This is a genomic window from Micromonospora sp. L5, assembly GCF_000177655.2.
Taxonomy (GTDB): domain Bacteria; phylum Actinomycetota; class Actinomycetes; order Mycobacteriales; family Micromonosporaceae; genus Micromonospora; species Micromonospora aurantiaca.
Map to the genome: position 1 here is coordinate 3,867,381 of NC_014815.1, position 21,465 is coordinate 3,888,845.

At 73.6% G+C, this 21,465-nt stretch carries 18 protein-coding genes; 7 read left to right on the forward strand and 11 right to left on the reverse strand.

From position 1 onward, the window contains the following. Positions 1 to 113: 113 nt before the first annotated feature. Positions 114 to 1,538, reverse strand: a complete 1,425-nt coding sequence (gene glnA / locus ML5_RS18340) for a type I glutamate--ammonia ligase (RefSeq protein ID WP_013475689.1) — start codon at positions 1,536 to 1,538, stop codon at positions 114 to 116. A gap of 129 nt (positions 1,539 to 1,667) precedes the next feature. Between glnA and ML5_RS18345 the strand changes: the two genes are divergently transcribed. Further along, on the forward strand, positions 1,668 to 2,123 hold the full coding sequence (locus ML5_RS18345) for an RDD family protein (protein ID WP_013475690.1): 456 nt from the start codon (positions 1,668 to 1,670) through the stop codon (positions 2,121 to 2,123). A 61-nt stretch (positions 2,124 to 2,184) separates the two neighbouring features. On the opposite strand, the gene ML5_RS18350 is transcribed toward ML5_RS18345, so the two are convergent. Then, positions 2,185 to 2,874: a DUF4191 domain-containing protein gene (locus tag ML5_RS18350; RefSeq protein WP_013287747.1), complete on the reverse strand. Its 690-nt coding sequence runs from the start codon at positions 2,872 to 2,874 to the stop codon at positions 2,185 to 2,187. 213 nt (positions 2,875 to 3,087) lie between these two features. Between ML5_RS18350 and ML5_RS32380 the strand changes: the two genes are divergently transcribed. Continuing rightward, positions 3,088 to 3,258 carry a hypothetical protein gene (locus tag ML5_RS32380; RefSeq protein WP_013475691.1) on the forward strand — a complete coding sequence of 57 codons (171 nt, stop codon included), beginning with the start codon at positions 3,088 to 3,090 and terminating at the stop codon, positions 3,256 to 3,258. 212 nt (positions 3,259 to 3,470) lie between these two features. Further along, a complete protein-coding gene (locus ML5_RS18355; RefSeq protein ID WP_236619231.1) occupies positions 3,471 to 6,395 on the forward strand; it encodes an AAA family ATPase in 2,925 nt (974 codons plus the stop codon). Between the two features lie 168 nt (positions 6,396 to 6,563). On the opposite strand, the gene ML5_RS18360 is transcribed toward ML5_RS18355, so the two are convergent. Then, positions 6,564 to 8,408, reverse strand: coding sequence for a DUF423 domain-containing protein (locus ML5_RS18360; RefSeq protein ID WP_236619232.1), 1,845 nt, complete (start codon positions 8,406 to 8,408; stop codon positions 6,564 to 6,566). 60 nt (positions 8,409 to 8,468) lie between these two features. Continuing rightward, positions 8,469 to 9,458, reverse strand: a complete 990-nt coding sequence (lipA, locus tag ML5_RS18365) for a lipoyl synthase (RefSeq protein ID WP_013287743.1) — start codon at positions 9,456 to 9,458, stop codon at positions 8,469 to 8,471. Positions 9,459 to 9,870: 412 nt separating this feature from the next. Here lipA and aspS point away from each other — a divergent pair, with 412 nt between their 5' ends. After that, the gene (gene aspS / locus ML5_RS18370; protein WP_013475694.1) at positions 9,871 to 11,157 is read left to right on the forward strand and encodes an aspartate--tRNA(Asn) ligase; all 1,287 of its coding nucleotides are present in this window, start codon (positions 9,871 to 9,873) and stop codon (positions 11,155 to 11,157) included. A gap of 443 nt (positions 11,158 to 11,600) precedes the next feature. On the opposite strand, the gene ML5_RS18375 is transcribed toward aspS, so the two are convergent. From ML5_RS18375 to ML5_RS18385, 3 genes are all read right to left on the reverse strand, one after another. After that, a complete protein-coding gene (locus ML5_RS18375; RefSeq protein WP_013475695.1) occupies positions 11,601 to 11,993 on the reverse strand; it encodes a VOC family protein in 393 nt (130 codons plus the stop codon). 5 nt (positions 11,994 to 11,998) lie between these two features. Beyond that, positions 11,999 to 12,640 (reverse strand): lipoyl(octanoyl) transferase LipB, encoded by a 642-nt coding sequence (lipB, locus tag ML5_RS18380; RefSeq protein WP_041784214.1) that lies wholly within the window; start codon positions 12,638 to 12,640, stop codon positions 11,999 to 12,001. A gap of 74 nt (positions 12,641 to 12,714) precedes the next feature. Then, on the reverse strand, positions 12,715 to 14,526 hold the full coding sequence (locus ML5_RS18385; protein WP_041784215.1) for a DUF2079 domain-containing protein: 1,812 nt from the start codon (positions 14,524 to 14,526) through the stop codon (positions 12,715 to 12,717). Between the two features lie 173 nt (positions 14,527 to 14,699). Here ML5_RS18385 and ML5_RS18390 point away from each other — a divergent pair, with 173 nt between their 5' ends. Further along, entirely contained in the window at positions 14,700 to 15,941 is a 1,242-nt protein-coding gene (locus ML5_RS18390) for a PHB depolymerase family esterase (protein ID WP_013475698.1), read from the forward strand. A gap of 28 nt (positions 15,942 to 15,969) precedes the next feature. Here the strand turns inward: ML5_RS18390 and ML5_RS18395 are convergent, their stop codons facing one another. Next, the gene (locus ML5_RS18395; RefSeq protein ID WP_041784216.1) at positions 15,970 to 16,869 is read right to left on the reverse strand and encodes a TIGR01777 family oxidoreductase; all 900 of its coding nucleotides are present in this window, start codon (positions 16,867 to 16,869) and stop codon (positions 15,970 to 15,972) included. 123 nt (positions 16,870 to 16,992) lie between these two features. On the opposite strand from ML5_RS18395, the gene ML5_RS18400 reads away from it, so the two are divergent. Continuing rightward, positions 16,993 to 17,463 (forward strand): helix-turn-helix domain-containing protein, encoded by a 471-nt coding sequence (locus ML5_RS18400; protein ID WP_013475700.1) that lies wholly within the window; start codon positions 16,993 to 16,995, stop codon positions 17,461 to 17,463. Positions 17,464 to 17,474: 11 nt separating this feature from the next. After that, complete coding sequence (locus ML5_RS18405) at positions 17,475 to 18,023, forward strand: PIN domain-containing protein (RefSeq protein WP_013475701.1); 549 nt, start codon at positions 17,475 to 17,477, stop codon at positions 18,021 to 18,023. Between the two features lie 28 nt (positions 18,024 to 18,051). Here the strand turns inward: ML5_RS18405 and ML5_RS18410 are convergent, their stop codons facing one another. From ML5_RS18410 to ML5_RS18420, 3 genes are all read right to left on the reverse strand, one after another. Continuing rightward, positions 18,052 to 19,062 (reverse strand): aldo/keto reductase, encoded by a 1,011-nt coding sequence (locus tag ML5_RS18410; RefSeq protein ID WP_013475702.1) that lies wholly within the window; start codon positions 19,060 to 19,062, stop codon positions 18,052 to 18,054. Between the two features lie 11 nt (positions 19,063 to 19,073). After that, positions 19,074 to 20,021 (reverse strand): TIGR03621 family F420-dependent LLM class oxidoreductase, encoded by a 948-nt coding sequence (locus tag ML5_RS18415; protein WP_013475703.1) that lies wholly within the window; start codon positions 20,019 to 20,021, stop codon positions 19,074 to 19,076. Between the two features lie 83 nt (positions 20,022 to 20,104). Further along, a complete protein-coding gene (locus ML5_RS18420) occupies positions 20,105 to 21,439 on the reverse strand; it encodes a low temperature requirement protein A (protein WP_013475704.1) in 1,335 nt (444 codons plus the stop codon). Between the last annotated feature and the right edge of the window lie 26 nt (positions 21,440 to 21,465).

Consider the following 21,465-nt stretch of genomic DNA (forward strand, 5'->3'; position numbering starts at 1 on the left):
CGATCAACACGCAACCGCTCGACACGAAACGGCGGCCACGCCGGCTGTGAGCCGGCATGACCGCCGTCCGTCAGGTCGGACCCGATTCGTGCGGGTCGGCGCCTTGATCTACCTCAGCAGTCGAAGTACATCGCGAACTCGTGCGGGGTCGGGCGCAGACGCACCGGGTCGACCTCGTTGGCCTGCTTCCAGTCGACCCAGGTGGAGATCAGGTCCGGCGTGAACACGCCGCCGTCGAGCAGGTAGTCGTGGTCGGCCTCGAGCGCGTTGAGCACCTCGGGCAGCGAACCCGGGACCTGCTTGACGTCGCCCCACTCCTCCGGCGGCAGGTCGTACAGGTCCTTGTCGATCGGCGCCGGCGGCTCGATCTTGTTCTTGATGCCGTCCAGGCCGGCCATCATCATCGCCGAGAATGCCAGGTACGGGTTGCTCGACGGGTCCGGCACCCGGAACTCCACGCGCTTGGCCTTCGGGTTGCTGCCGGTCACCGGGATGCGGGTGCACGCGGAGCGGTTGCGCTGCGAGTAGACCAGGTTGACCGGCGCCTCGAAGCCCGGCACCAGACGACGGTAGGAGTTCACCGTCGGGTTGGTGAAGGCCAGCAGCGACGGGGCGTGGTGCAGCAGGCCGCCGATGTACCAGCGCGCGGTGTCGGACAGCCCGGCGTAGCCGGTCTCGTCGTAGAACAGCGGCTCGCCCCCACGCCACAGGCTCTGGTGGGTGTGCATGCCGGAGCCGTTGTCACCGAACAGCGGCTTCGGCATGAACGTGGCGGTCTTGCCGGCGGCCCAGGTCTCGTTCTTGACGATGTACTTGAACAGCTGGAGCTGGTCGGCGGCGTGCAGCAGGGTGGAGAACTTGTAGTTGATCTCCGACTGGCCGGCGGTGCCGACCTCGTGGTGCGACCGCTCGACCGTGAAGCCGCCGTCGACGAGACGCCGCACGATCCGGTCGCGCAGGTCGGCGTAGTGGTCGACCGGGGGCACCGGGAAGTAGCCGCCCTTGTAGGCGGTCTTGTAGCCGCGGTTGCCGCCCTCCTCGATCCGGCCGCTGTTCCAGGCGCCCTCGATCGAGTCGATGTAGTAGAACGACTGGTGCGCCGAGGTCTCGTGGCGGATCGAGTCGAAGATGTAGAACTCCGCCTCGGCGCCGAAGTAGGCGGTGTCGGCGATGCCGCTGGCCGCCAGGTACGCCTCGGCCTTCTTCGCCACGTTGCGCGGGTCGCGGGAGTACGCCTCGCGGGTGAACGGGTCGTGGATGAAGAAGTTGAGCGCGAGCGTCTTCTGGGCCCGGAACGGGTCGATGAAGGCGGTGGCGACGTCCGGCAGCAGGAGCATGTCGGACTCGTGGATGGCCTGGAAGCCGCGGATCGAGGATCCGTCGAAGGCGAGGCCGTCGGTGAAGACGCTGTCGTCGAACGACTCGACCGGCAGGTTGAAGTGCTGCATCACGCCGGGCAGGTCACAGAAACGTACGTCGACGAACTTCACGTCCTCGTTGGCGAGGTATCGCAGGAGTTCCTCGGAATTGGCGAACACACGTCCTCCTGGCAGGTCCACTCCGTTAGCTGGCTACTGGCGACGCTATGGCCGGGGGGTTGCCCGGCCGTGTCTCGTCTGTTTCCGCCGTGTTACGTCGCTTGCGGAGCGTCATCCCGGCACCCTCTGATGCCGAATGTCGTATTTTTCGTCAAGGGTCGCGGCGGCGCTACCCTGGCCGCTGTGACCGATACCGCCGCCACACCGGTGCCGCCCGCCACCGACCCCGCGTTCACCCCGCCCAGCCTCGGCCGCCGCTTCGGCGCCCTGATCATCGACTGGGTGCTGTGCCTGATGGTCGCCCGGGCCTTCTCCGACCCGGTCCGCGACGGCTGGCCGCCGGTCCTGGTGCTGATCCTGGAGTACGGCTTCTTCATCGGCCTGTTCGCCCAGACCCCCGGCATGTACCTGACCCGGCTGCGCTGCGTGTCCTGGGCCGACGGCGGCCGGATCGGGCCGCTCCGCGGACTGCTGCGCGGCTTCCTGCTGGCCCTCGTGGTGCCGGCGCTGCTGATGGACGAGCACCGGCGCGGCCTGCACGACCGGCTGGCCGGGTCCGTCGTCACCGACGCCCCGCGCCGCTGACCCGCACGAGAAAGGAGCCGGCCCCGCACGGGACCGGCTCCTTTCTCGCGTACGCCGGAAGTCAGCGACCCCGGGTCTGCCGGAACGCGCCACGCGCCGGCCGCATGTTCTTCGGGATCGCGCCCTTGGGCATCTGCGGCCGCGCGGTGAGCGCCTTGAGCCGCTTGTCGAGCGCGTTGACGTCCTTGGGGGACAGGGCGCGGGGCAGCCGCATCAGCGTCATCCGCAGCTTGCGGACCGGCAGCTCACCCTCGCCCTGCCCGATCACGTAGTCGTGCAGCGGAGCGGTGCCGATCACCTTCGCCAGGCGGCGCTTCTCCTGGCCGAGCAGGCCGCGTACGCGCTGCGGGTTGCCCTCGGCCAGCAGGATCACGCCCTGCCGGCCCACCACCAGGTGCACCATGTCCATCTGGGTGGTGGAGCTGACCGCCGGGGTGACCCGCCAGTCGCCGCGCATGCTCTCCATGATCTGCGCCGCCGCGCCCGGCTGCCCCTCGGCGGCGTTCATCATCGCCTTGTTGGACCGCAGGTTGAGCACGATCAGCACGGCGAGCAGGGCGAGCAGGATGCCGATCGGCAACCAGATCCAGCCCCAGGCGATCACCGCGACCACGGTGAGCGCGAGCGGGATCAGCACCGCCGCCGCGGTCAGCGGCGCGAACCACTTGTCCTGCTTGGCGGTGAACCGGAACACCATCCCGATCTGCTTCAGCCGCTGGCCGAACGAGACCTTCTCCTGGGGCTTTGCCATACCGCAGAGTCTAGTGGTCGGCGCGCACCCCGTTGATCCGTGGCCGCCCCCTGCGCCGAGGGCTGAGTACCTTACCGCCGCGCCGTCCCGAATCGGCCCGCCGGTAAGGAGGCCGGACGGCCGAAGATCAGGCGGCGTACCCATGCCCCGGGGGCACCTTCGCGCGGAGAGTCGATCTCGACAGGGACACACCGCACGACAGGGAGATCCGAGATGTTCGGCAACGACGCAGACCTCATCCTCAGCATCCACCGCAGCCACGCCGCCGAGCTGCAGGCCGACGCGGCCCAGGACCGGCTCGCCCGGTCGCTGCCCCGTCGGCACCCGCGCGGCTGGCTCAGCCGCCGCCAGCACAACGCCCACCCCGCCGACGCCCGCCGGTGACCGCACCGGCGGCCGTCGCCGGGCTCGCCGGTGCGGCCGGTGCTGTGGGTCGTGGGGAGTTCACCGGTCCGGCCGTCCCCGGGAATGTGGGCGCGGCCGGTGCCGTGGGGGAGTTCGCCGGTCCGGCCGTCACGGGGGCGGCCGGACCGGCGGCCATCCGCCGTCCGATCGGCCCGGTAGGGCCGTCGGAGGGCCGTGGCATGCTCGACGGCGTGACCGTACGCGCCGCCAGCACCGTCCTCGTCGGCCGCCGGCCCGAGCTGGCCGCGCTCGGCGACGCGCTGGCCCGGTCCCGGACCGGCGAGCCGGCGACGGTGCTCGTCGGCGGCGAAGCGGGCGTCGGCAAGACCCGGCTGCTGGAGGAGTTCGGCACGCAGGTGGACGCCGCCGGCGCGCGCCTGCTCGTCGGCCAGTGCCTGGAGCTGGGCGAGGCGGGCCTCCCGTTCGCCCCGTTCGCCGCCGCGCTGCGCGACGTGCTGCGCCACGACGGGCCGGCCGCCTTCGCCGGCTACGAGGCGGAGTTCGCCCGGCTGCTGCCGGAGCTGGCCCGGATGCCCGCAGGCGTCGCCGCGCCCGCCGGGCCGGCCCTCGCCGACACCCCGCGCGGCTACCTGTTCGACCTGGTCGCCGAGCTGTTCCGGCGGATCGCCGAGGAACGCCCGCTGGTGCTGGTGATCGAGGACCTGCACTGGGCCGACCGGTCCACCCGGGATCTGATCGGCTTCCTGGTGCGGGCCGCCCGCGCCACCCGCCTGCTGGTGGTCTGCACGTACCGCACCGACGAGCTGCACCGGGGGCACCCGCTGCGGCCGTTCCTCGCCGAGCTGGACCGGGTCCGCGGCGTGGACCGGATCGAGCTGGGCCGCCTCGACCGCGACGGCACCGCCGCCGTGCTGGCCGACCTGCTCGGCACCGAGCAGGTCGCCCGGACCGTCGACGACGTGCACGAACGCACCCAGGGCAACCCGTTCTTCATCGAGGAGCTGGCCGCCGCCGGTGGCCCGGTCGGCTGCGCGGCCATCCCGGAGACGCTGCGCGACCTGCTGCTGGCCCGCGTCGACCGGCTGCCCGAGCCGGCCCAGCGGGTGCTGCGGATCGCCGCCGCCGGGGGCACCCGGTTCGCCCACCAGCTCCTCGCCGAGGTGGCCGGCCTGCCCGAGGCCGAACTGGAGGACGCGCTGCGCGCCGCCGTCGCCGGTCAGCTCGTGGTGGCCGACCCGGACGGCGACTACGAGTTCCGGCACGCGCTGGTCCGCGAGGCCGTGCACGACGACCTGCTGCCCGGCGAGCACGCGCGGCTGCACGCCCGGTACGCCGCGGCGATCGAGGCCAACCCGCACCTGGTCGCCGCCGGTCGCGCGCCGGCCGAGATCGCCCACCACTGGTACGCGGCACACGACCACCCGCGCGCGCTCACCTCGGCCCGGGTCGCCGCCGAGGCGGCGGCCGAGCGGTACGCGTACGCCGAGCAGAGCCGGCTGCTGGAGCGCGTCCTCGAACTCTGGGAGCAGGTGCCCGACGCCGCCGACCGGCTCGGCATGGACCATCTGCGGGTGCTGGAGGACACGCTCACCGCGGCGGTGACCGCCGGAGACCTCAGCCGGGCGCTCACGCTCACCCGGGCCGCGCTGGCCGAGGTCGACGCCGACGCCGAACCGCTGCGCGCCGCGCGCCTGCTCGACCACCGGGGCCGGTTGTTCGCGCTGCTCGGCAAGAGCGACGGCGCGGCCGAGCTGCGCGAGGCGTACCGGCTGGCGGCGGGTGCGCCGCACGGCCCGGAACGGCTCGGCGTGCTCGCCGACATCGCGTCGCACCTGATGAAGGTCGACCCTCGGGAGGCCGCCTCGGTCGCCACCGAGGCCGCGGCCGGCGCGTCCGAGGTCGGCACCGACCTGGTGCTGCTGCCCACCCGGATCGCCCTGCTGCACCGCATCGACGGCACGCCGGAGCTGGGGCTGGCCGAGCTGCGCCGGGTGGAGGCGCGGGCCCGTGCGGCCGACGACTCGTGGGCCCTGGTCAGCGCACTGGTCTTCCTCTCCGACGTGCTCTACGAGCTGGGCCGATACGACGAGTCCGAACAGGCAGCCGCGGCCGGGGTGAGCGAGGCGCGCCGGGTCGGCATCAGCCGCTCGATCGGGGCGTACCTGCTGTCGAACCGGGCCGAGGCACTGATCGCGCTGGGCCGCTGGGACGAGGCGGACGCCACCTGCGCCGAGGCCGCCCGCATCGACCCGCCCGGCGTGTCCGGGCTGCACTGGCTGCAACTGCGCGCCGGGCTCCACCTGGCCCGCGCCCATCCGGGCGCGGACGAGGTCGTCGGGCGGGCGCTGGCGTTCCTCGGCCGCCCGTACCTCTGGCCGAACCACCGGCTGCCGCTGCACGAGCTGCGCGTGGAGGCCGCGCTCGCCGCCGACGACAAGCCCGAGGCGGTACGCGCGGCGCGCGCCGCCCTGGCCGACGCGCACCTGGCCGACCTGCCCCGCGAGGGCTGGCCGGTGCTGAACGCGCTGGCGCGTACCGCCGCGCTGACCGGTGACGCGACGCTCGCCGCCGACGTGTCGGCGGTGGCCGCCGCGCTGCCGGCCCGGCACCCGGCCGAGCACGCCCACGCCGCCCACGTCACCGCGATCCTCGGCGGGACGGCGCCCACCGGTCCCGCCGACGCGCTCGCCGCGTGGCGGGCGACGGTGGCGGCGTGGCGGACGGCCGGGCAGCCGTACCCGCTGGGCCGGGCGCTGCTCGGGCTGGCCGAGGCGGCCGCGGCAGCGTGCGAGCGGGACGAGGTGGCCGCCGCGGTACGGGAGACGGCCGAGCTGGCCGCCCGGCTGGGTGCCACCCCGCTGGGCGAGCAGGCGGCGACGCTTGCCCGCCGGGTCGGGCTGCGCGGCACCGGGCGACCCGGGCCGGACCTGCTGACCAGCCGGGAGCAGGAGGTGCTGCGGCTGGTCGCCGAGGGGCACAGCAACAGCCGGATCGCCGAGCGCCTGTTCATCTCACCGAAGACGGCGAGCGTGCACGTGTCCCGGATCATCGCCAAGCTCGACGTGACCAACCGGGTGGAGGCCGCCGCGCTGGCTCACCGCCTCGGCCTGCTCGACCCTCCGCCGCCCGTCCCGGCACAGCGCCGCGCCAGGTAGCGCGCCGGACCATCCCGCTTCGCGTCAGGACGCGTCAGGCCGGTCGGGCGTCGGGCCGGTCGGGCGTCGGGCCGGCCGGGCGCCGGGCCAGCGAGCGCCACAGCCGAGCGCCACAGCCGAGCGCCACAGCCGAGCGCCGGGCCGGGCCGGTAGCCGGCCGGGCTTGCGTCAGCGGCGGGGCAGGTAGATCCGCCAGCCGGCCACCGCGACCACGTCGAGCGCGTCCGATTCGGCGCCGAGGCGCTCGTCCAGCCGCGCGGCCAGCGGCGAGCCGGCCGGTGCCACCCACGCCGTGCCCGGGTCGGCCGACACCTCCCGCCGGTACGCGGGCAGCCTGTCGAACCCGGGGGTCAGGTCGTCGTCGACCACGGCGCAGAGCACGTTCTCGCCTGTCGCGTAGGTGAGCCGGTTGCACGTCCAGTAGCCGCCGCGGACGTTCCGCACGTCGAGCGCGCCGAGCGTGTCCACGAGCGACCGGTGCCGGTCGGCCTCGGCGTGCACGCCGGGCACGGTCCGCGCCACGTCCACAGTGGCCGCCACGCCGGTGCCGAGCACCCCCGCGATAACCGCCAGCGCCCCGACCCCCGCCATCCGGGCCCTCCGCCCGCCCGCCGCCTTGATCGACTCCACTTCGGGGAGATGGCGGTATCCACCCTCCTCCGATGCCGCCACCTCGGCGAACTGGCGTTCGGCGGGCCGGTCTGATGGCGCCACCTCGGCGAGCTGGCGTTCGGCGGGCCGGTCTGATGGCGCCACTTCGGCGAGCTGGCCCTCGGCGGGCCGGTCTGATACCGCCACTTCGGCGAGCTGGCGCCGCGCCGTCAGCCGGCGGGCGGCGAACGGGTGGGCGACCAGCGGGCGGGCGGCCTGCCACAGTGGCCAGAGCAGGGCCGGCACGGCGACCGCTAGGCACGACAGGTAGCGGCTGCTCTCGATCGGCGTCTGCCCGGCCGCGTTGCTCACCGCGTACGCGCCGAGCACACCCGCCGCGCCGCCGAGCAGCGCCAGCCGCACCCCGGCCGGCACCCGCTCCGGCGAGCCCTGCCCGCCCGAGGTACGGCGGAGCGTGTGCCACGCGGTGAACGCGGCGAGCACCAGCAGCACCGGGAAGACGACGGCCCACCAGAGCTGCCAGGTGGCACACCGGCCGGGGGAGCAGAAACCCATCGCCAGCGGCGGCCCGAGGACCAGCGCGCCGTGCAGCCGGTCCGCCCAGTCGGCAGGTGTGCCCGTGCCACCGGCCGCCAGTACCGCGGTCACCGGGTTGCGGCCGTGCCGGATGCTGTCCACGAGCATCGGCGCCGCGCCCAGCAGCAGCGCGCCGGCCAGCACCACCCCGGCCCGGCCGGCCAGCTCCCGCCACCGGCGGGCCACGAGCAGCGCGCCGAGCGTCAGCACGTACGGCAGGATCAGCGGGTCCACCCAGAGCAGCACCCCGGAGATCAGTCCCCAGGCCGCCCAGCGGGGCAGCCGCGCGCCCGCCCCGGTCACGCAGAGCCCGACGGTCAGCAGCGCCAGCGCGGCACCGGCCGGGTTCAGCTCCGGGTAGCCGCCACCGGCGATCAGCTGGTTCTTCACCACCCGGTCCGCGCCGAGCGCCAGCACGGCGACCACCAGCAGGGCGTACCAGCGGTCACCGCCGAGCCGCCGGGTCAGCCGCCAGGACAGCAGCAGGAACAACGCGTACAGCGTCAGCGTGGGCACCCGCAGCACGAGCACCGACGGCCCGGCCAGCGCGACCAGCGGCGCGGCCAGGTACGCCTCCAGCGTGCCCATGTACGCCTGGCCGTAGAACCACACCGGGAAGCCGTCACCGCGGGCGATGTGCAGGGCGGCCAGCCCCATCGTCGCCTCGTCGCTGTTGGTGGGCGGCGCGTCGGCGAACAGCAGCGCCAGCCGGTAGCCCACACCGGCGAACCCGACGAGCAGGGCGAGCAGCGTCGGCAACGGCAGCCGCCGGGGCGTACGAGGGCGCACGGCTTCGCGTGGCTCCTCGCGTACCCCGGCGGTCATGCCTGTGATCATGGCATCCGGCAGGCGGCCGGCGGCGGGTGACGCGGTGGTCGGCCGGCCTCAGCCGGCGACGGTGACCTCCCGGCGGGCGTCGAGCGCCTGCTGGTAGAGGCGGCCCGCGCGGTACGACGAGCGGACCAGGGGACCGCTCATCACGCCCGCGAAGCCGATCTCCTCGGCCTCCTCGCGCAGCTCGACGAACTCCTCCGGCTTGACCCAGCGGGTCACCGGGTGGTGCCGGGGGGAGGGGCGCAGGTACTGCGTGATGGTGATCAGTTCGCAGCCCGCCTCGTGCAGGTCGCGCAGCGCCTGGGACACCTCGGCGCGCTCCTCGCCCATGCCGAGGATCAGGTTGCTCTTGGTGACCAGGCCGTCGGCCCGCGCCTGGCGGATCACGTCCAGCGAACGCTCGTAGCGGAACGCCGGGCGGATCCGCTTGAAGATGCGCGGCACGGTCTCCACGTTGTGCGCCAGCACCTCGGGCCGCGAGCCGAAGACCTCGGCGAGCTGCTCGGGCACGGCGTTGAAGTCGGGGATCAGCAGCTCGACACCGCAGCCGGACTGAAGCGCGTGGATCTGCCGGACCGTCTCGGCGTAGAGCCAGGCCCCGCCGTCGGGCAGGTCGTCGCGGGCGACACCGGTGATGGTCGCGTAGCGCAGGCCCATCGCGGCGACCGACTCGGCGACGCGCCGCGGCTCGTCGGCGTCGAACTCGGCCGGCTTGCCGGTGTCGATCTGGCAGAAGTCGCAGCGCCGGGTGCACTGGTCACCACCGATGAGGAAGGTGGCCTCCCGGTCCTCCCAGCACTCGTAGATGTTGGGGCAGCCGGCTTCCTGGCACACGGTGTGCAGCCCTTCGCGCGAGACGAGCCCGCGCAACTGGGTGTACTCCGGGCCCATCTTGGCCTTGACCTTGATCCACGGCGGCTTGCGCTCGATCGGCGTCTCGGCGTTGCGCGCCTCGATCCGCAGCATCCGCCGCCCCTCCGGGGCGACAGTCGCGGTGCGCGCTGGCTGCTCAGTCGTCGGCGCGGATTGCTCGATCGTCACAAAACCGAGCGTACGCCGGTCGGTGCCGGTCGATGAACGAGGGCGACGGCCGTCACGCCGGAATGGCTGTGACACCGGACACCAGGGGCGAGAAAACCCGGTCACAGCGCGGCGCGTGCGGTGCTAGCGTGCCGGGCAGAGCTGTGACGGAGCCGAGTAACGGGCCGATCCGCCAGTCGAGAGAGCCGCCGGTTGCTGTGAGGCGGTCTGGCGCCGGTCCGTGAAGACCCTCCCGAGCTGCGGGAAGAACGGCGTTTCGCGCCCAGTAGAGCCCGCCCGGCCGGCCCCGGTGAAAAGGCGACGAACGAGGCTCCCGCCCTGGCGGGGGCGAAGGTGTGGTGGCACCGCGAGGTTCCCGCTCGCCCACACCTCCCTGGGGATCGCGTTGCGATTGGTCAAGGAGGTAGTCGTCGTGCAACGCATCCTGTCCACAGAACTCCCCGCCCGTGTGGGCGCCACAGTGCGGCTCGCCGGCTGGGTCCACCGCCGCCGGCTGCTCAAGTCGGTGGCCTTCCTGATCGTCCGGGACGCCGCCGGGCTCGCCCAGGTGGTGGTCGCCGCGCCCGCCGTGCGGGAGCAGGTCGAGGCGCTCACCGAGGAGACTGTCGTCGAGGTCGTCGGCACGGTGGTCGCGAACCCCACCGCACCCGCCGGGGTCGAGGTCGTCGAGCCGACGGTACGTCCGCTCGGGCCGCCCGCCGTCCCGCCCCCGTTCGACCTGTACCGGCCGGTGCTCACCGCCACCCTGCCCACCCAGCTCGACCACGCGCCGGTCGCGCTGCGGCACCCGGTCCGCTCCGCCGCGCTGCGGATCTCGGCGGCGGCCGTGTCCGGCTTCCGGGCCACGCTCGACGGGCGGGGCTTCGTCGAGGTGCACACGCCGAAGGTGGTCGCCTCGTCCACCGAGAGCGGAGCTAACGTGTTCGCGCTGGACTGGTTCGGGCGGCCGGCCTACCTGGCGCAGTCGCCGCAGTTCTACAAGCAGCTCATGGTCGGCGTCTTCGAGCGGGTGTACGAGGTGGGGCCGGTGTTCCGCGCCGAGCCGCACGACACGGTGCGCCACCTGGCCCAGTACACGTCGCTCGACGTGGAGCTGGGCTTCGTGGCCGACCACCGGGACGTCATGGCGGTGCTGCGGGAGACGCTGGCCGGGATGGTGGCGACGGTCGGCGAGCGGGCCGGTGGCGCGCTGGCGACGCTCGGCGTGACGGTGCCGGAGGTGCCGGCCGAGATCCCGGCGGTGCACTTCACCGACGCGCTGAAGATCGCCGGAGCGCCGGCGGACGAACCCGACCTTGCGCCGGCGCACGAGCGGGCGCTGGGGGAGTGGGCGCTCCGCGAGCACGGCTGCGACTTCCTCTTCGTCACCGGGTACCCGATGGCGAAGCGCCCCTTCTACACCCATCCGGACCCGGCCCGGCCCGCGTACTCCAACGGTTTCGACCTGCTGTTCCGGGGCGTGGAGCTGGTGACCGGCGGGCAGCGGCTGCACCGGCACGCCGACTACCTGGCCGCCCTGGCGGCGCGGGGCGAGCCGGTGGAGCCGTACGCCGGGTACGTGGACGCGTTCCGGCACGGCATGCCGCCGCACGGCGGTTTCGCGATCGGGCTGGAGCGGTTCGTCGCCCGGCTGACCGGGGCGGCGAACGTCCGGGAGGTGACCGCCTTCCCGCGCGACCTGCACCGCCTCACGCCCTGACGGCGGGGCGCGGGCTCGCCATCGGGACCGTCGGTCTTGCCGCCGCAGCCGCCCTCCCGAATCGGCTCGGATCTGCCACTGAGCGTGACGAGAGGTCGCTCAGTCCTGTGATCACGCTAAGTGAGGGTGGTTCGGGGTAGTCGGGATGCCCTCGACGCCGACGCATTGCGCTGAGCTGGGGTTATGGCGGACGGGCCTCGGGAGGGAGGGAAGGGTGTCTGCGCCCTTTGCTCTGCAGCCACGGGCGCAGCGGCTGACCGGGAGTGACCGTTGCGGATCCGGCTGCAGAGCAAAGTCGGCGGGAGGCCACATGCTGCGGGCGCAGCCTTGTGACTCACCGTGACCGACGGCGAGGCGGGGTCTGGGTGGGCGGCGGGTCTGGGCGGGCGGTGGCCCTGGGCGGGCGGCGATCCGGACCGGTCGGCCACCGCGCCGCCGAGCGGTCAGGCCGGGCCGAGCAGGTCCCAGGAGTTGCCGGCGATGTCGCGGAAGACCGCGACCCGGCCGTACGGCTCGGTGCGGGGCGGCCGGACGAACTCGACGCCCGCGTCGACCATCCGCCGGTACACCGCCTCGAAGTCGTCGACCTGGAGGAAGAAGCCCACCCGGCCGTGGGTCTGGTCGCCGACCGCGCCGGCCTGGTGCTCGCCGTCGGCGCGGGCCAGCAGCAGGCCGGTGCCGCCGCCCGGCGGGCGTACGACCACCCAGCGCTTGGGCCGGCCGTCGTTCGTCAGCGACGGCTTGTCCTCGGCCAGCTCGAACCCGAGCACCTCGGTGAAGAAGGCGATCGCGGGGTCGTACTCGGTCACGACGAGCGTGACCAGGTCGAGCCGCACGGGGCTCAGACCTGCGTCAACGTCGGCAGGTGCCGCTCGACCACCGGCAGCACGTCGGCGACGGTGATCGACCGGCCCAGCTCGGCGGTCAGCGAGGTGACCCCGGCGTCGCGGATGCCGCAGGGCACGATCCGATCGAAGAAGCCCAGGTCGCAGTCGCAGTTGACGGAGAAGCCGTGCAGCGTGACGCCGCGGGCCACCCGGATGCCGATGGCGGCGACCTTGCGGGCCGGCCCCCGGTCGTCCTCCGGCACCCACACGCCGCTGCGTCCCTCGACCCGGCCGGCGGACAGCCCGAACTCGGCGCAGACGTCGATCAGCAACTGCTCGGTGCGCCGGACGTACGCGACCACGTCGACCGGGTCGGGCAGCCGGACGATCGGGTAGCCGACGAGCTGCCCCGGACCGTGCCAGGTGATCTTCCCGCCGCGGTCCACGTCCACCACCGGGGTGCCGTCCATCGGCCGGTCCCACGGCTCGGTGCGCTTGCCGGCGGTGTAGACGCTGGGGTGCTCCAGCAGCAGCACCGTGTCGCCCTGCTCGCCGGCCACCACCGCCTCGTGCAGCCGGCGCTGCTCGTCCCAGGCGGCCTGGTAGTCGAGCAGGCCTGCGCGGACGGCGGTCAGCCCGGAAGTCGTCACGCTCACCCGTCCAGCCTAGTCCCGCCCTCCGGGAACCGGACCCGTGAGCCTCGTCGCCATCGCGGGGGACACGGCGACGGTCAGGCCGGCACCCGCCACAGCCAGACGTCCTCCACCCGCTCGGGCGGGCCGAGCAGCGCGGTGGCGGTGCGCCGCAGCGCCTCCTCGTCGACGTCGAACTTGGCGCCGTGCACCCGGTCCGGCAGCACCACCGCCTGGACCCCCCAGTAGCGCAGGTCCGCCCGGGACTCGCGGATGCTGCCGTCGGTGATGATCGGCACCAGCCCGGTCCGGCCCGCCTGGTCCATCAGCGAGTCGAAGGTGCGCGGCACCGGGCCGATCCGGCCCCGGCCCTCCGGCCCGCCGGGCCCGAGGAAGAAGCCGGACGGGATCCGGAACTCACCCTGCCGGTGGGCGAGCGCGTACGCCTGCCAGCGCTGCCCGTCCGGGTAGACGTCCACGGTCAGCGGCAGCGGCGTCAGCACCCCGTCGGGCGGGACGTAACGCTGCCAGGCGCCGCTGGTGATGAACTGCGGGATCGGCTCGCGGACGCTGGTCAGCAGCGGCGTGGGCACCAGCGGCAGCAGCGCCGCGGCGAAGCCCAGCGCCCAGGCGAGCCCGCTCACCGGGTGCCGGGGCGGCCGGGCACGCAGCGAGTCGATCGCGTACGCAAGCAGCAGACCGATGACCGGCGCGACCACGAGCGCCAGCCGGGACGGCAACGCCGCGTTGATCACCGGCAGGTTGTCCAGCACCCCGAACGGCAGCGTCTGGTCGAAGCGACGGCCGTTCCACTTCACAGTCGGCCCCCACGACAGCACCGCGAAGACCACTGCGGTCACCCCGAGCGCCGCGAGGGTGGCCCGGAACGCGCGGTCCGCGCGCCGCCACAGCAGCGCGAAGCAGGCGGCGGCGAGCAGGAGCAGCGGTACGCCGAAGAACGAGTTCTCCTCCGTCGGGTTGGGCGCGAGCGAGGTGCCCCACCCGGCCCAGCCCGCGAGCGACCGGCGCGGATAGGACCCGTACGCGGCGATGTCCTCGGAGTGGATAAACGGGTCGAACCCGGTGCCGTGGAACCGTTGCGGTCCGAGGAAGTGCAGCCACAGCGGGTACGCCAGCAGTGCCCCGGCGACGAGCGCTGTCACGCCCAGCCCGGCCGCCATCCGGGGCAGCGCGGCGCGTACCTCGGACCGGCGCGCCGGGTGCAGCGCCCACACCGCGAGGAACACGCCGAGCGCCAGCGCGGTGAAGAACAGCCCCTCGGCGGCGATCGAGAACGCGACAGCCACCAGCAGGCCGAGCACGATCCCGCCGGTGACCGCCCGGCCCGGCCGGCGCAGCCGGAACACGCCCCAGATCAGCAGCGGCACCAGCCAGCCCGCGGTCCAGTTCAGGTGCGCGTTGGCGTGCGACACCATCGCGGGGCAGAAGGCGATGAACAGCGCGCCCACCCCGGCGGCCAGCCGGCTGCGGACCAGATGCCGGCTGAGCAGCCAGTACCAGGCCACCGCCGTCGCGGCCAGGTTGAGCGTGAGGATCACCAGGAACGTCGCGGGCGGCCCGATCAGGTACGTCAGCGGCGCGAAGACCGCCGCATACACGGTGATCGAGGTGTTGACCGCGAGGTTCACCCCGTCCGGGACGTTGATCAAGGTGGTGTACAGCGGGTTCTGCCCGTGGGTCAGCGCGTGCCCGCCGAACGCCAGCAGCCACTCGAACAGCGCCTGGTCGCTGGAGTTGACGGTGATCGCGCGGCTGTTCGGATCCCGCCACATGCCACTCGTCACCCAGAGGGCCAGGGCCAGCGCGGCGAGCGTGACCAGCAGGTCGGCGCGCCGGTCGCGGACGCGCGTCGGCGCCGGGCCGGCGGCCGGGGACGGGGAGGAGGGCACGCAGCGGACGTTACCAACCGGACCTGGGCAGACCGCCCGGACACGGAACTCGCCGCACACTTCGGTGGCCGTGAATGTGTGAGTGGCGGCCATTCCGGTGTGACGAAACGCGGCCGTAACGTCTCGGCAACTCGGAGGTGACTCAGTTCACATTCCACGATCGGGAGGTCCCCGTGCCCCGCTCCTCATCCCTCATCGCCCGCGTCGCCGGGGCGGCGGCCGGGGTCGTGCTGGCCGCGGCCACCGCGCTGGTCGCCGCCCTTCCCGCCCAGGCCGCCTCGCTGACCCAGGTCACCGGGTTCGGCTCCAACCCCGGCAACCTGGCCATGTACGCGTACCGCCCGGACGGCCTGCCCACCGGCGCGCCCGCCGTGGTGCTGCTGCACGGGTGCGTGCAGAACGCCTCGACGTACGTCACCAACTCCGGCTGGCAGAAGTACGCCGACCAGTGGAAGTTCACGCTCATCGCGCCGCAGCAGCCCAGCGGCAACAACGCCAACTCCTGCTTCAACTGGTTCGAGACCGGTGACACCGCACGCGGCCAGGGCGAGGCGCTGTCGATCAAGCAGATGGTCGACTACGCCAAGACCACCTACGGCACCGACGGCGCCCGCGTCTACGTCAGCGGCCTCTCCGCCGGTGGCGCGATGAGCGCGGCCATGCTCGCCGCCTACCCCGACGTCTTCGCCGGCGGCTCGATCATCGCCGGCATCCCGTACCGCTGCGCCACCAGCACCGTCACCGCGTTCAGCTGCATGAACCCGGGCGTGGACAAGACCCCGGCGCAGTGGGGCGACCTGGTCCGCGGCGCGTACCCCGGGTACACCGGCAAGCGCCCCCGCGTGGCGATCTGGCACGGCACCAGCGACACCACCGTGGCGACCGCGAACGCCGCCGAGTCGCGGGACCAGTGGACGAACGTGCTGGGCGTGTCGACCACCCCGACCAGCACGTCCACGCTGCCGGCCGGCACGAGCCTGGAGGTCTACGGCGCCGACCAGGTCCGCCTCTACCGGGTCTCCGGGATGGGCCACGGCACCCCCGTCGACCCGGGTACGGGCGCGGACCAGTGCGGCACCGCCGGGGCGTACTTCCTGGACACCATCTGTTCGACGTACCGGGACGCGGTCTTCTTCGGGCTCGGCGGTGGCGGCGCCTCGCCGAGCCCGACCCCGACGGCCACCGCGTCACCCACGCCGACGGCCTCGCCCACGCCGACCGCCTCGCCCACGCCGACCAGCGCGCCGGTCTGCGTCACCGCCAGCAACTACGCGCACGCGGTGGCCGGGCGGGCCTACCAGTCCGGTGGCTACGCCTACGCGCTCGGCAGCGGGCAGCGGATGGGCCTCTACAACACCTTCTACAAGAGCACGCTGAAGCAGACCGGGCCCGCGTACTGGGTGATCGGCTGCTGATCCGCCGCGTCGCGCCGCCCTCGGCCGGTCACTCGGAGAGGGCGGCGCGCAGCGCGCCCGCCAGGTCCGGGTGCGCCCAGGAGAAGCCGGCCTTGTCGAGCACGGCGGGCAGCACCCGCGCGCTGGTCAGCGCCTCCTGCGCGAAACCGCCGAGCGCCACCTTCAGCGCCACCGCCGGGATCGGCATGATCGCCGGGCGGTGCAGCTGGCGGGCCAGTTCCCTGGTGAACTCGGCGTTGGTGACCGGCGCCGGGCCGACCACGTTCACCGCGCCGGCGATGCCGTCGCGGTTCAGCAGGAACGTCGCGGCGTCGAGCCAGTCCCGCATCGAGATCCACGGCAGCCACTGCCGCCCGTTGCCCAGCTTGCCGCCGACGCCGAGCCGGAACGGCAGCAGCTGCGGCTTGAGCAGGCCGCCGTCGCGGTGCAGCGGCAGTCCGGTACGCAGGCGCACCACCCGTACGCCCGCGTCCTCGGCCGGGCGGGTCGCGGCCTCCCAGACGCGGCAGACATCGGCGAGGAACCCCTCACCCGCAGGTGCCTCCTCGGTTACCGTCCGGTCGCCGGTGTTGCCGTACCAGCCGACGGCGGAGGAGTTCAGCAGCACCGTCGGCCGGTCGGCGGCGGGCAGACCGGCGATCGTGATGGCGAGCGTGGTGGTGCTGTCCACCCGGCTGGTCCGGATCACCTTCCGGTACTCGTCGTTCCAGCGCTTGTCGCCCACCCCCGCGCCGGCCAGGTTCACCACCGCGTCGGCGTCGGCGACACACTGCGGGTCCAGCTGTGCGGCGGACGGGTTCCACTGCCGTTCGACGGGGGTGCGTGGCGGGCGGCGGACCAGGCGGGTGACCTGGTGGCCGTCCGCGGTGAGGCAGTCGACCAGTCGGGTGCCGAGGAAACCGGACGCGCCGGCCATGAGGATCCGCATGCTCACATCTTCGAGTACGCGGCGCGATTCGGATGCGTTGAGCGAAATCACTCACTCGTCACGCCCGCCGGTCACGCACGCTAAACGCGTTGCGTTTTTTTCGAATAGAGATACGCTTGCGTCATGAGCAACGCCCTGCGTGAACGTACGGTCCTTCCCCCGGACGACCCGGCTGAGCTGGCCCGGTTCGTGCAGGAACTGCGGAGCGCCGGCGGTCGTGCGCGGGCCAGGCTGGTCGGGCCGGACGGGTCCGAGATCGAGATCCCCGACGAGTTGTACGGCGTGCTGCGGGACGTGGTGACGGCACTGTCCGAAGGGCTCGCGATCTCCATCGCGCCGCACAACACGATGCTGACGACCCAGGAAGCGGCAGACCTGCTCAACATCTCCCGGCCCACGCTGGTCCGGTTGCTGTCCGAGGGCGAGATGCCGTACACGATGCGCGGCCGTCACCGGCGAGTCATGCTCCGGGACGTTCTCGACTACCAGGAGCGGACCCGGCAGGCGCGCCGCCGGACACTCGACCGGATGACCGCCGAAGCCGAGGAAGACGGCCTGTACGACGCGACGGCCACACCGCGCAGGACGAGATGAGCGTGACCTGAGTGGCGTTCCCGGCGTTTCTCGACACCTGCGTCCTCTACCCGGCGCATCTCTGCGACACCCTGCTGCGGCTGGCCGAGGTCGCCGCCTACCGACCTCTCTGGTCCAAGGACGTCCTGGACGAGCTGCGACGCAACCTGATCGTACGAGGCATCGCGGAGGAGCGGGTCGACCGCCGAATCGGCCAGATGGCCGAAGCCTTTCCGGACGCCATGGTCAGCGGGTACGAGTCGCTGATCGACGGCATGTCCAACGATCCCAAGGACCGGCACGTGCTGGCTGCCGCCGTCCGGGCGAACGCGGAGGTGCTGGTCACGTACAACGTCGGTGACTTCCCCGAGCCGTCGCTCAAGTCCTTCGACATCGTGGCGGTGCATCCGGACGACTTCCTGCTCGATCAGCTGGACCTCTATCCGGGGCAGACACTCGACGTCCTGCACCGGCAGGCAGCGGCCTACCGCAGGGAGCCGACGACCGTACCGGGTCTGCTCGTACTGCTGGGACGCACCGGCCTGCCCCGGTTCGCCGCGGAGGTCCGCCGACACCTCTGAGGCGTCCCCCGCGGCGAGACCCGGGCGGTCAGGCGTCGGCGGGGGCGGTGCGCAGGTCGGCGAGCAGGCGCTCCACCTCGGCGAACGCGTCCTGCGGCAGCGGCCCGTACGCCAGCGCGCCGAGATTCTCCTCGGCCTGCCCGACGGTCCGGCAGCCGGGGATCGGCAGGGTGTGCGGGCTGCGGGCGAGCAGCCAGCCCAGCGCGCCCTGGGCGAGCGTGCGGCCGTCGGTGGTCAGCGCCTCACGGACCCGGGCCACCCGCTCGGCCCACTCGGCGCGCGGTACGCCGCCGGTGAACCAGTCCAGCCACTCCGGGGCCACGCCGCGCACGTCGTCGTCGCCCCGTGCGGTGGGAGCATCCTGGTACTTCGCGGTGAGCAGGCCCATCGCCAGCGGCCCCCGGTTCAGGGCGGCCAGGTCGAACTCAGCGCAGACCGCGAGCATGGCGGCGTTGTCCCGCAGCACCGACTGGTCGTGCTGGATCGCCGCGCAGTGCGGTCCGGCCTCGGCGAAGGCGCGCGCCGAGGCGGGGTCGTCGGTGCTCCAGCCGTACGCCCGGATCTTTCCCTCGGCGACCAGGTCCTCCAGGGTGCCGACGAGGTCCAGTGCCCGCGGCACCGGCAGGCCGCCCAGGTGGAGCTGGTAGAGGTCGACGTGGTCGGTGCCGAGCCGGCGCAGCGAACCCTCCAGGCTGCGCCGTGCGTACTCAGGGCTGGCGTCCTCGCCGAGCGCCTGGCGGGTCTCCTCGTCGGTGGGATAGCCGAACTTGGTGGCGATGACCGCGCGGTCCCGGCGGCCGGCGAGCGCGCGCCCGAGCACCCGCTCGCTGTGCCCCGCGCCGTAGTTGCTGGAGGTGTCGAACAGCGTCGCGCCCAGGTCGAGCGCCCGGTGGACGGTACGCACCGACTCGTCGTCGTCCACCTCGCCCCAGCCGAGCGGTTGGGTGCCGTCCCAGAGCGGGCCGCCGATCGCCCAGCAGCCCATGCCGATCGCGCTGACCTCGATGCCGCTGCGGCCCAGCCGTCGTGTCGTCGTCATGCGCCCAGTGTTCACTTTCGAGTGTGCTCGAAGTCCAGCTCTTTTCCCGCCAGCCGGGGCAGGAGCGGGGCGAGCGCGTCGACGGCCCCGGCGCGTACCACGAAGCGGGTGACGCCCCAGCGGCGCCGGTGCCCGGCCACGGCCGAGACGATCTCGTCGGGCGTCCCGGCCAGCACGAACGGGGTGGCCAGCACCTCCGCCGGGGTGAGCCCGGTCTCGGCGGCCGTCCCGGCGGCGGCCGCCTCCGCGTCGTCGGTGACGGCGACGTGCTGGACCAGCGCCTCCAGGACCGGCGGCGTTTCCCGGCCGGCCGCTCCGGCCGCCACGTGCGCGAGCTGCGCCTCGATCTGGTCGGCCCGCCACCGGACGGTGTGCTGGTGGCCGTCGGGCAGCGTACGGCCGAAGCCGGCCAGGCCGACCACGTCGGCGTGCCTTCCGGCCCAGCGCAGCAGCGTCGAGTTGGAAGCGCCGACGGTCAGCGGGATCCGGTCCTGGACCGGGCGGGGCCGGTCGAGCCGTGCCGCGTACGTCGTCAGGTCCCCGGTGTCCACGGTGACCTCGTCGCCGGCCAGCAGCGCCCGGACCGCCTCGGCCACCTCGACGCAGCGGCGTACCCGGCCGGCGACGTCCGGGCGCTCGCGCCCGACGGCCCGCCACTCGGCCGGCGTGTGGCCGGCGCCGAGGCCGAGCCGGGCCCGCCCGCCGGAGACCACGTCCAGGGTGGCCACGTCGGCGGCGAGCAGGATCGGCTCGCGGACGCCGGCGTTGGAGACGTACGAGCCGAGGCCCAGCCTGCTGGTCACGGCCGCCGCGGCGGCCAGCGCGACGAACGGCGACGCGCAGGAGCCGGGGTGGTCGGCCGCGAACAGCGCGTCGAAGCCGGCCGCCTCGACGGTACGGGCCAGCTCGGTCCAGCTCGCCGCGTCGGTGGGCTGCGCCTGTACGGAGAAGGTCGCCATCGCCTCAGCATCGGCGCACGCCGCGCCGCCGGCCACCCCGCACGCGCCGATTCTGCCGACGGCCGAACGTCACACGGCGGCGTTCATCCGTTCGTGTCGCGGTCCTCGGGTTGCTCGTGCCACCGGGCCCGCCAGGCCGCCTCGTGCGCCTCGTGGCTGGCGCGCTCCTCGAAGACCAGCTTGCGCAGCGCCTGCCGGCCCTCGGCGAAGACGATCACCTCGACGGCCACCATGCCCACTGTGAGGGCGGTCAGGATGCCCAGCGCGGCCAGCCCCGGCACCCGCTCCGCGACCGGGATGGCCACGCCGAGCAGCAGCACCGTCCCGACCCGGGTCCAGCTCACCGTGCGCAGGGTGCGCAGCTGGAACAGCATGTTGCCGCACAGGTAGCAGATCACGCCGCCGTACAGCAGCGGCACGCCCGGACCGTGTGCCGGCTCGCTCGGCGGCACGTTCGGGTCGGCGATCCCGTGCACGATCGTCTCGGCGCCGAGCGCGAACAGGATGATGCCCGCGATCATCGGCAGGAACAGGTACGCGTACGCGTCCCGGGCCATCGCCACCCGGGGACCGTCCTGCGCGACGTGCAGGGCGATCCGGGCGGCCGGCCCGACCATGTCGTAGTGCGCCCACCAGAGCGCGGCGGTGAAGAAGATGCCGAGCACCGCCGCCGCCACGGCCGGCCAGGTGGGCGGCTGGCCGAGCAGGTTGCTGCCCACGCCGACGGAGATGACCGACTCGCCGAGCGCGATGATCAGGATGAGGTCGTACCGCTCGGTCCAGTGTTCGGCGGACGCGACGCCCCAGCCCCACGTGCCGGCGAGGATGCCGGTGCCGTACTGGAGCAGGATGACGCCGGCCCACAGCACGTCCCGCAGCACCGCCGCCGAGAACAGGTCGTCGATCCTCGGCGGCAGCAGCGCGGCGACCAGCAGCAGCGCGGTGCTGCCGACCACCTCGGGGGCGAACCGGATCAGTTGCCGGCGCTCGTTCGGGCTGTCCCGGACGGCGTGCCGGTAGAGCAGCAGGTGCACCAGCCGCAGGACGGTGTAGCTGAGCGCCGCGACCATCGGCCCGGCCTCGTTGCCGCGCGGGTCGCGGAACGCGTGCGGCAGCGACAGCGCGAACGTGAACAGCGCGGCCATGCCGACTGTCATGAGCACCGGGACGAAGCCCTCGCCGAGGCGTACCCGGGTGGCGACGACGCTGTGCACCACCCACGACCACCAGAGCACGGCGAGGACCAGCAGCGCGTGCAGCAGCGCCCCGCCGGTCACCTCGAGCGCGGTGGCCCGGGTGATGATGAAGAACGAGAAGACGAAGACCAGGTCGAAGAAGATCTCGAACCGGTCGACCCGGGCGCCCGGGGCCACCGGCACGGCCGGCCCCAGGCGTCCCCGCCACCCGTACGAGCCCACCGGCCGAGTCTGTCAGCGCGGTCCGG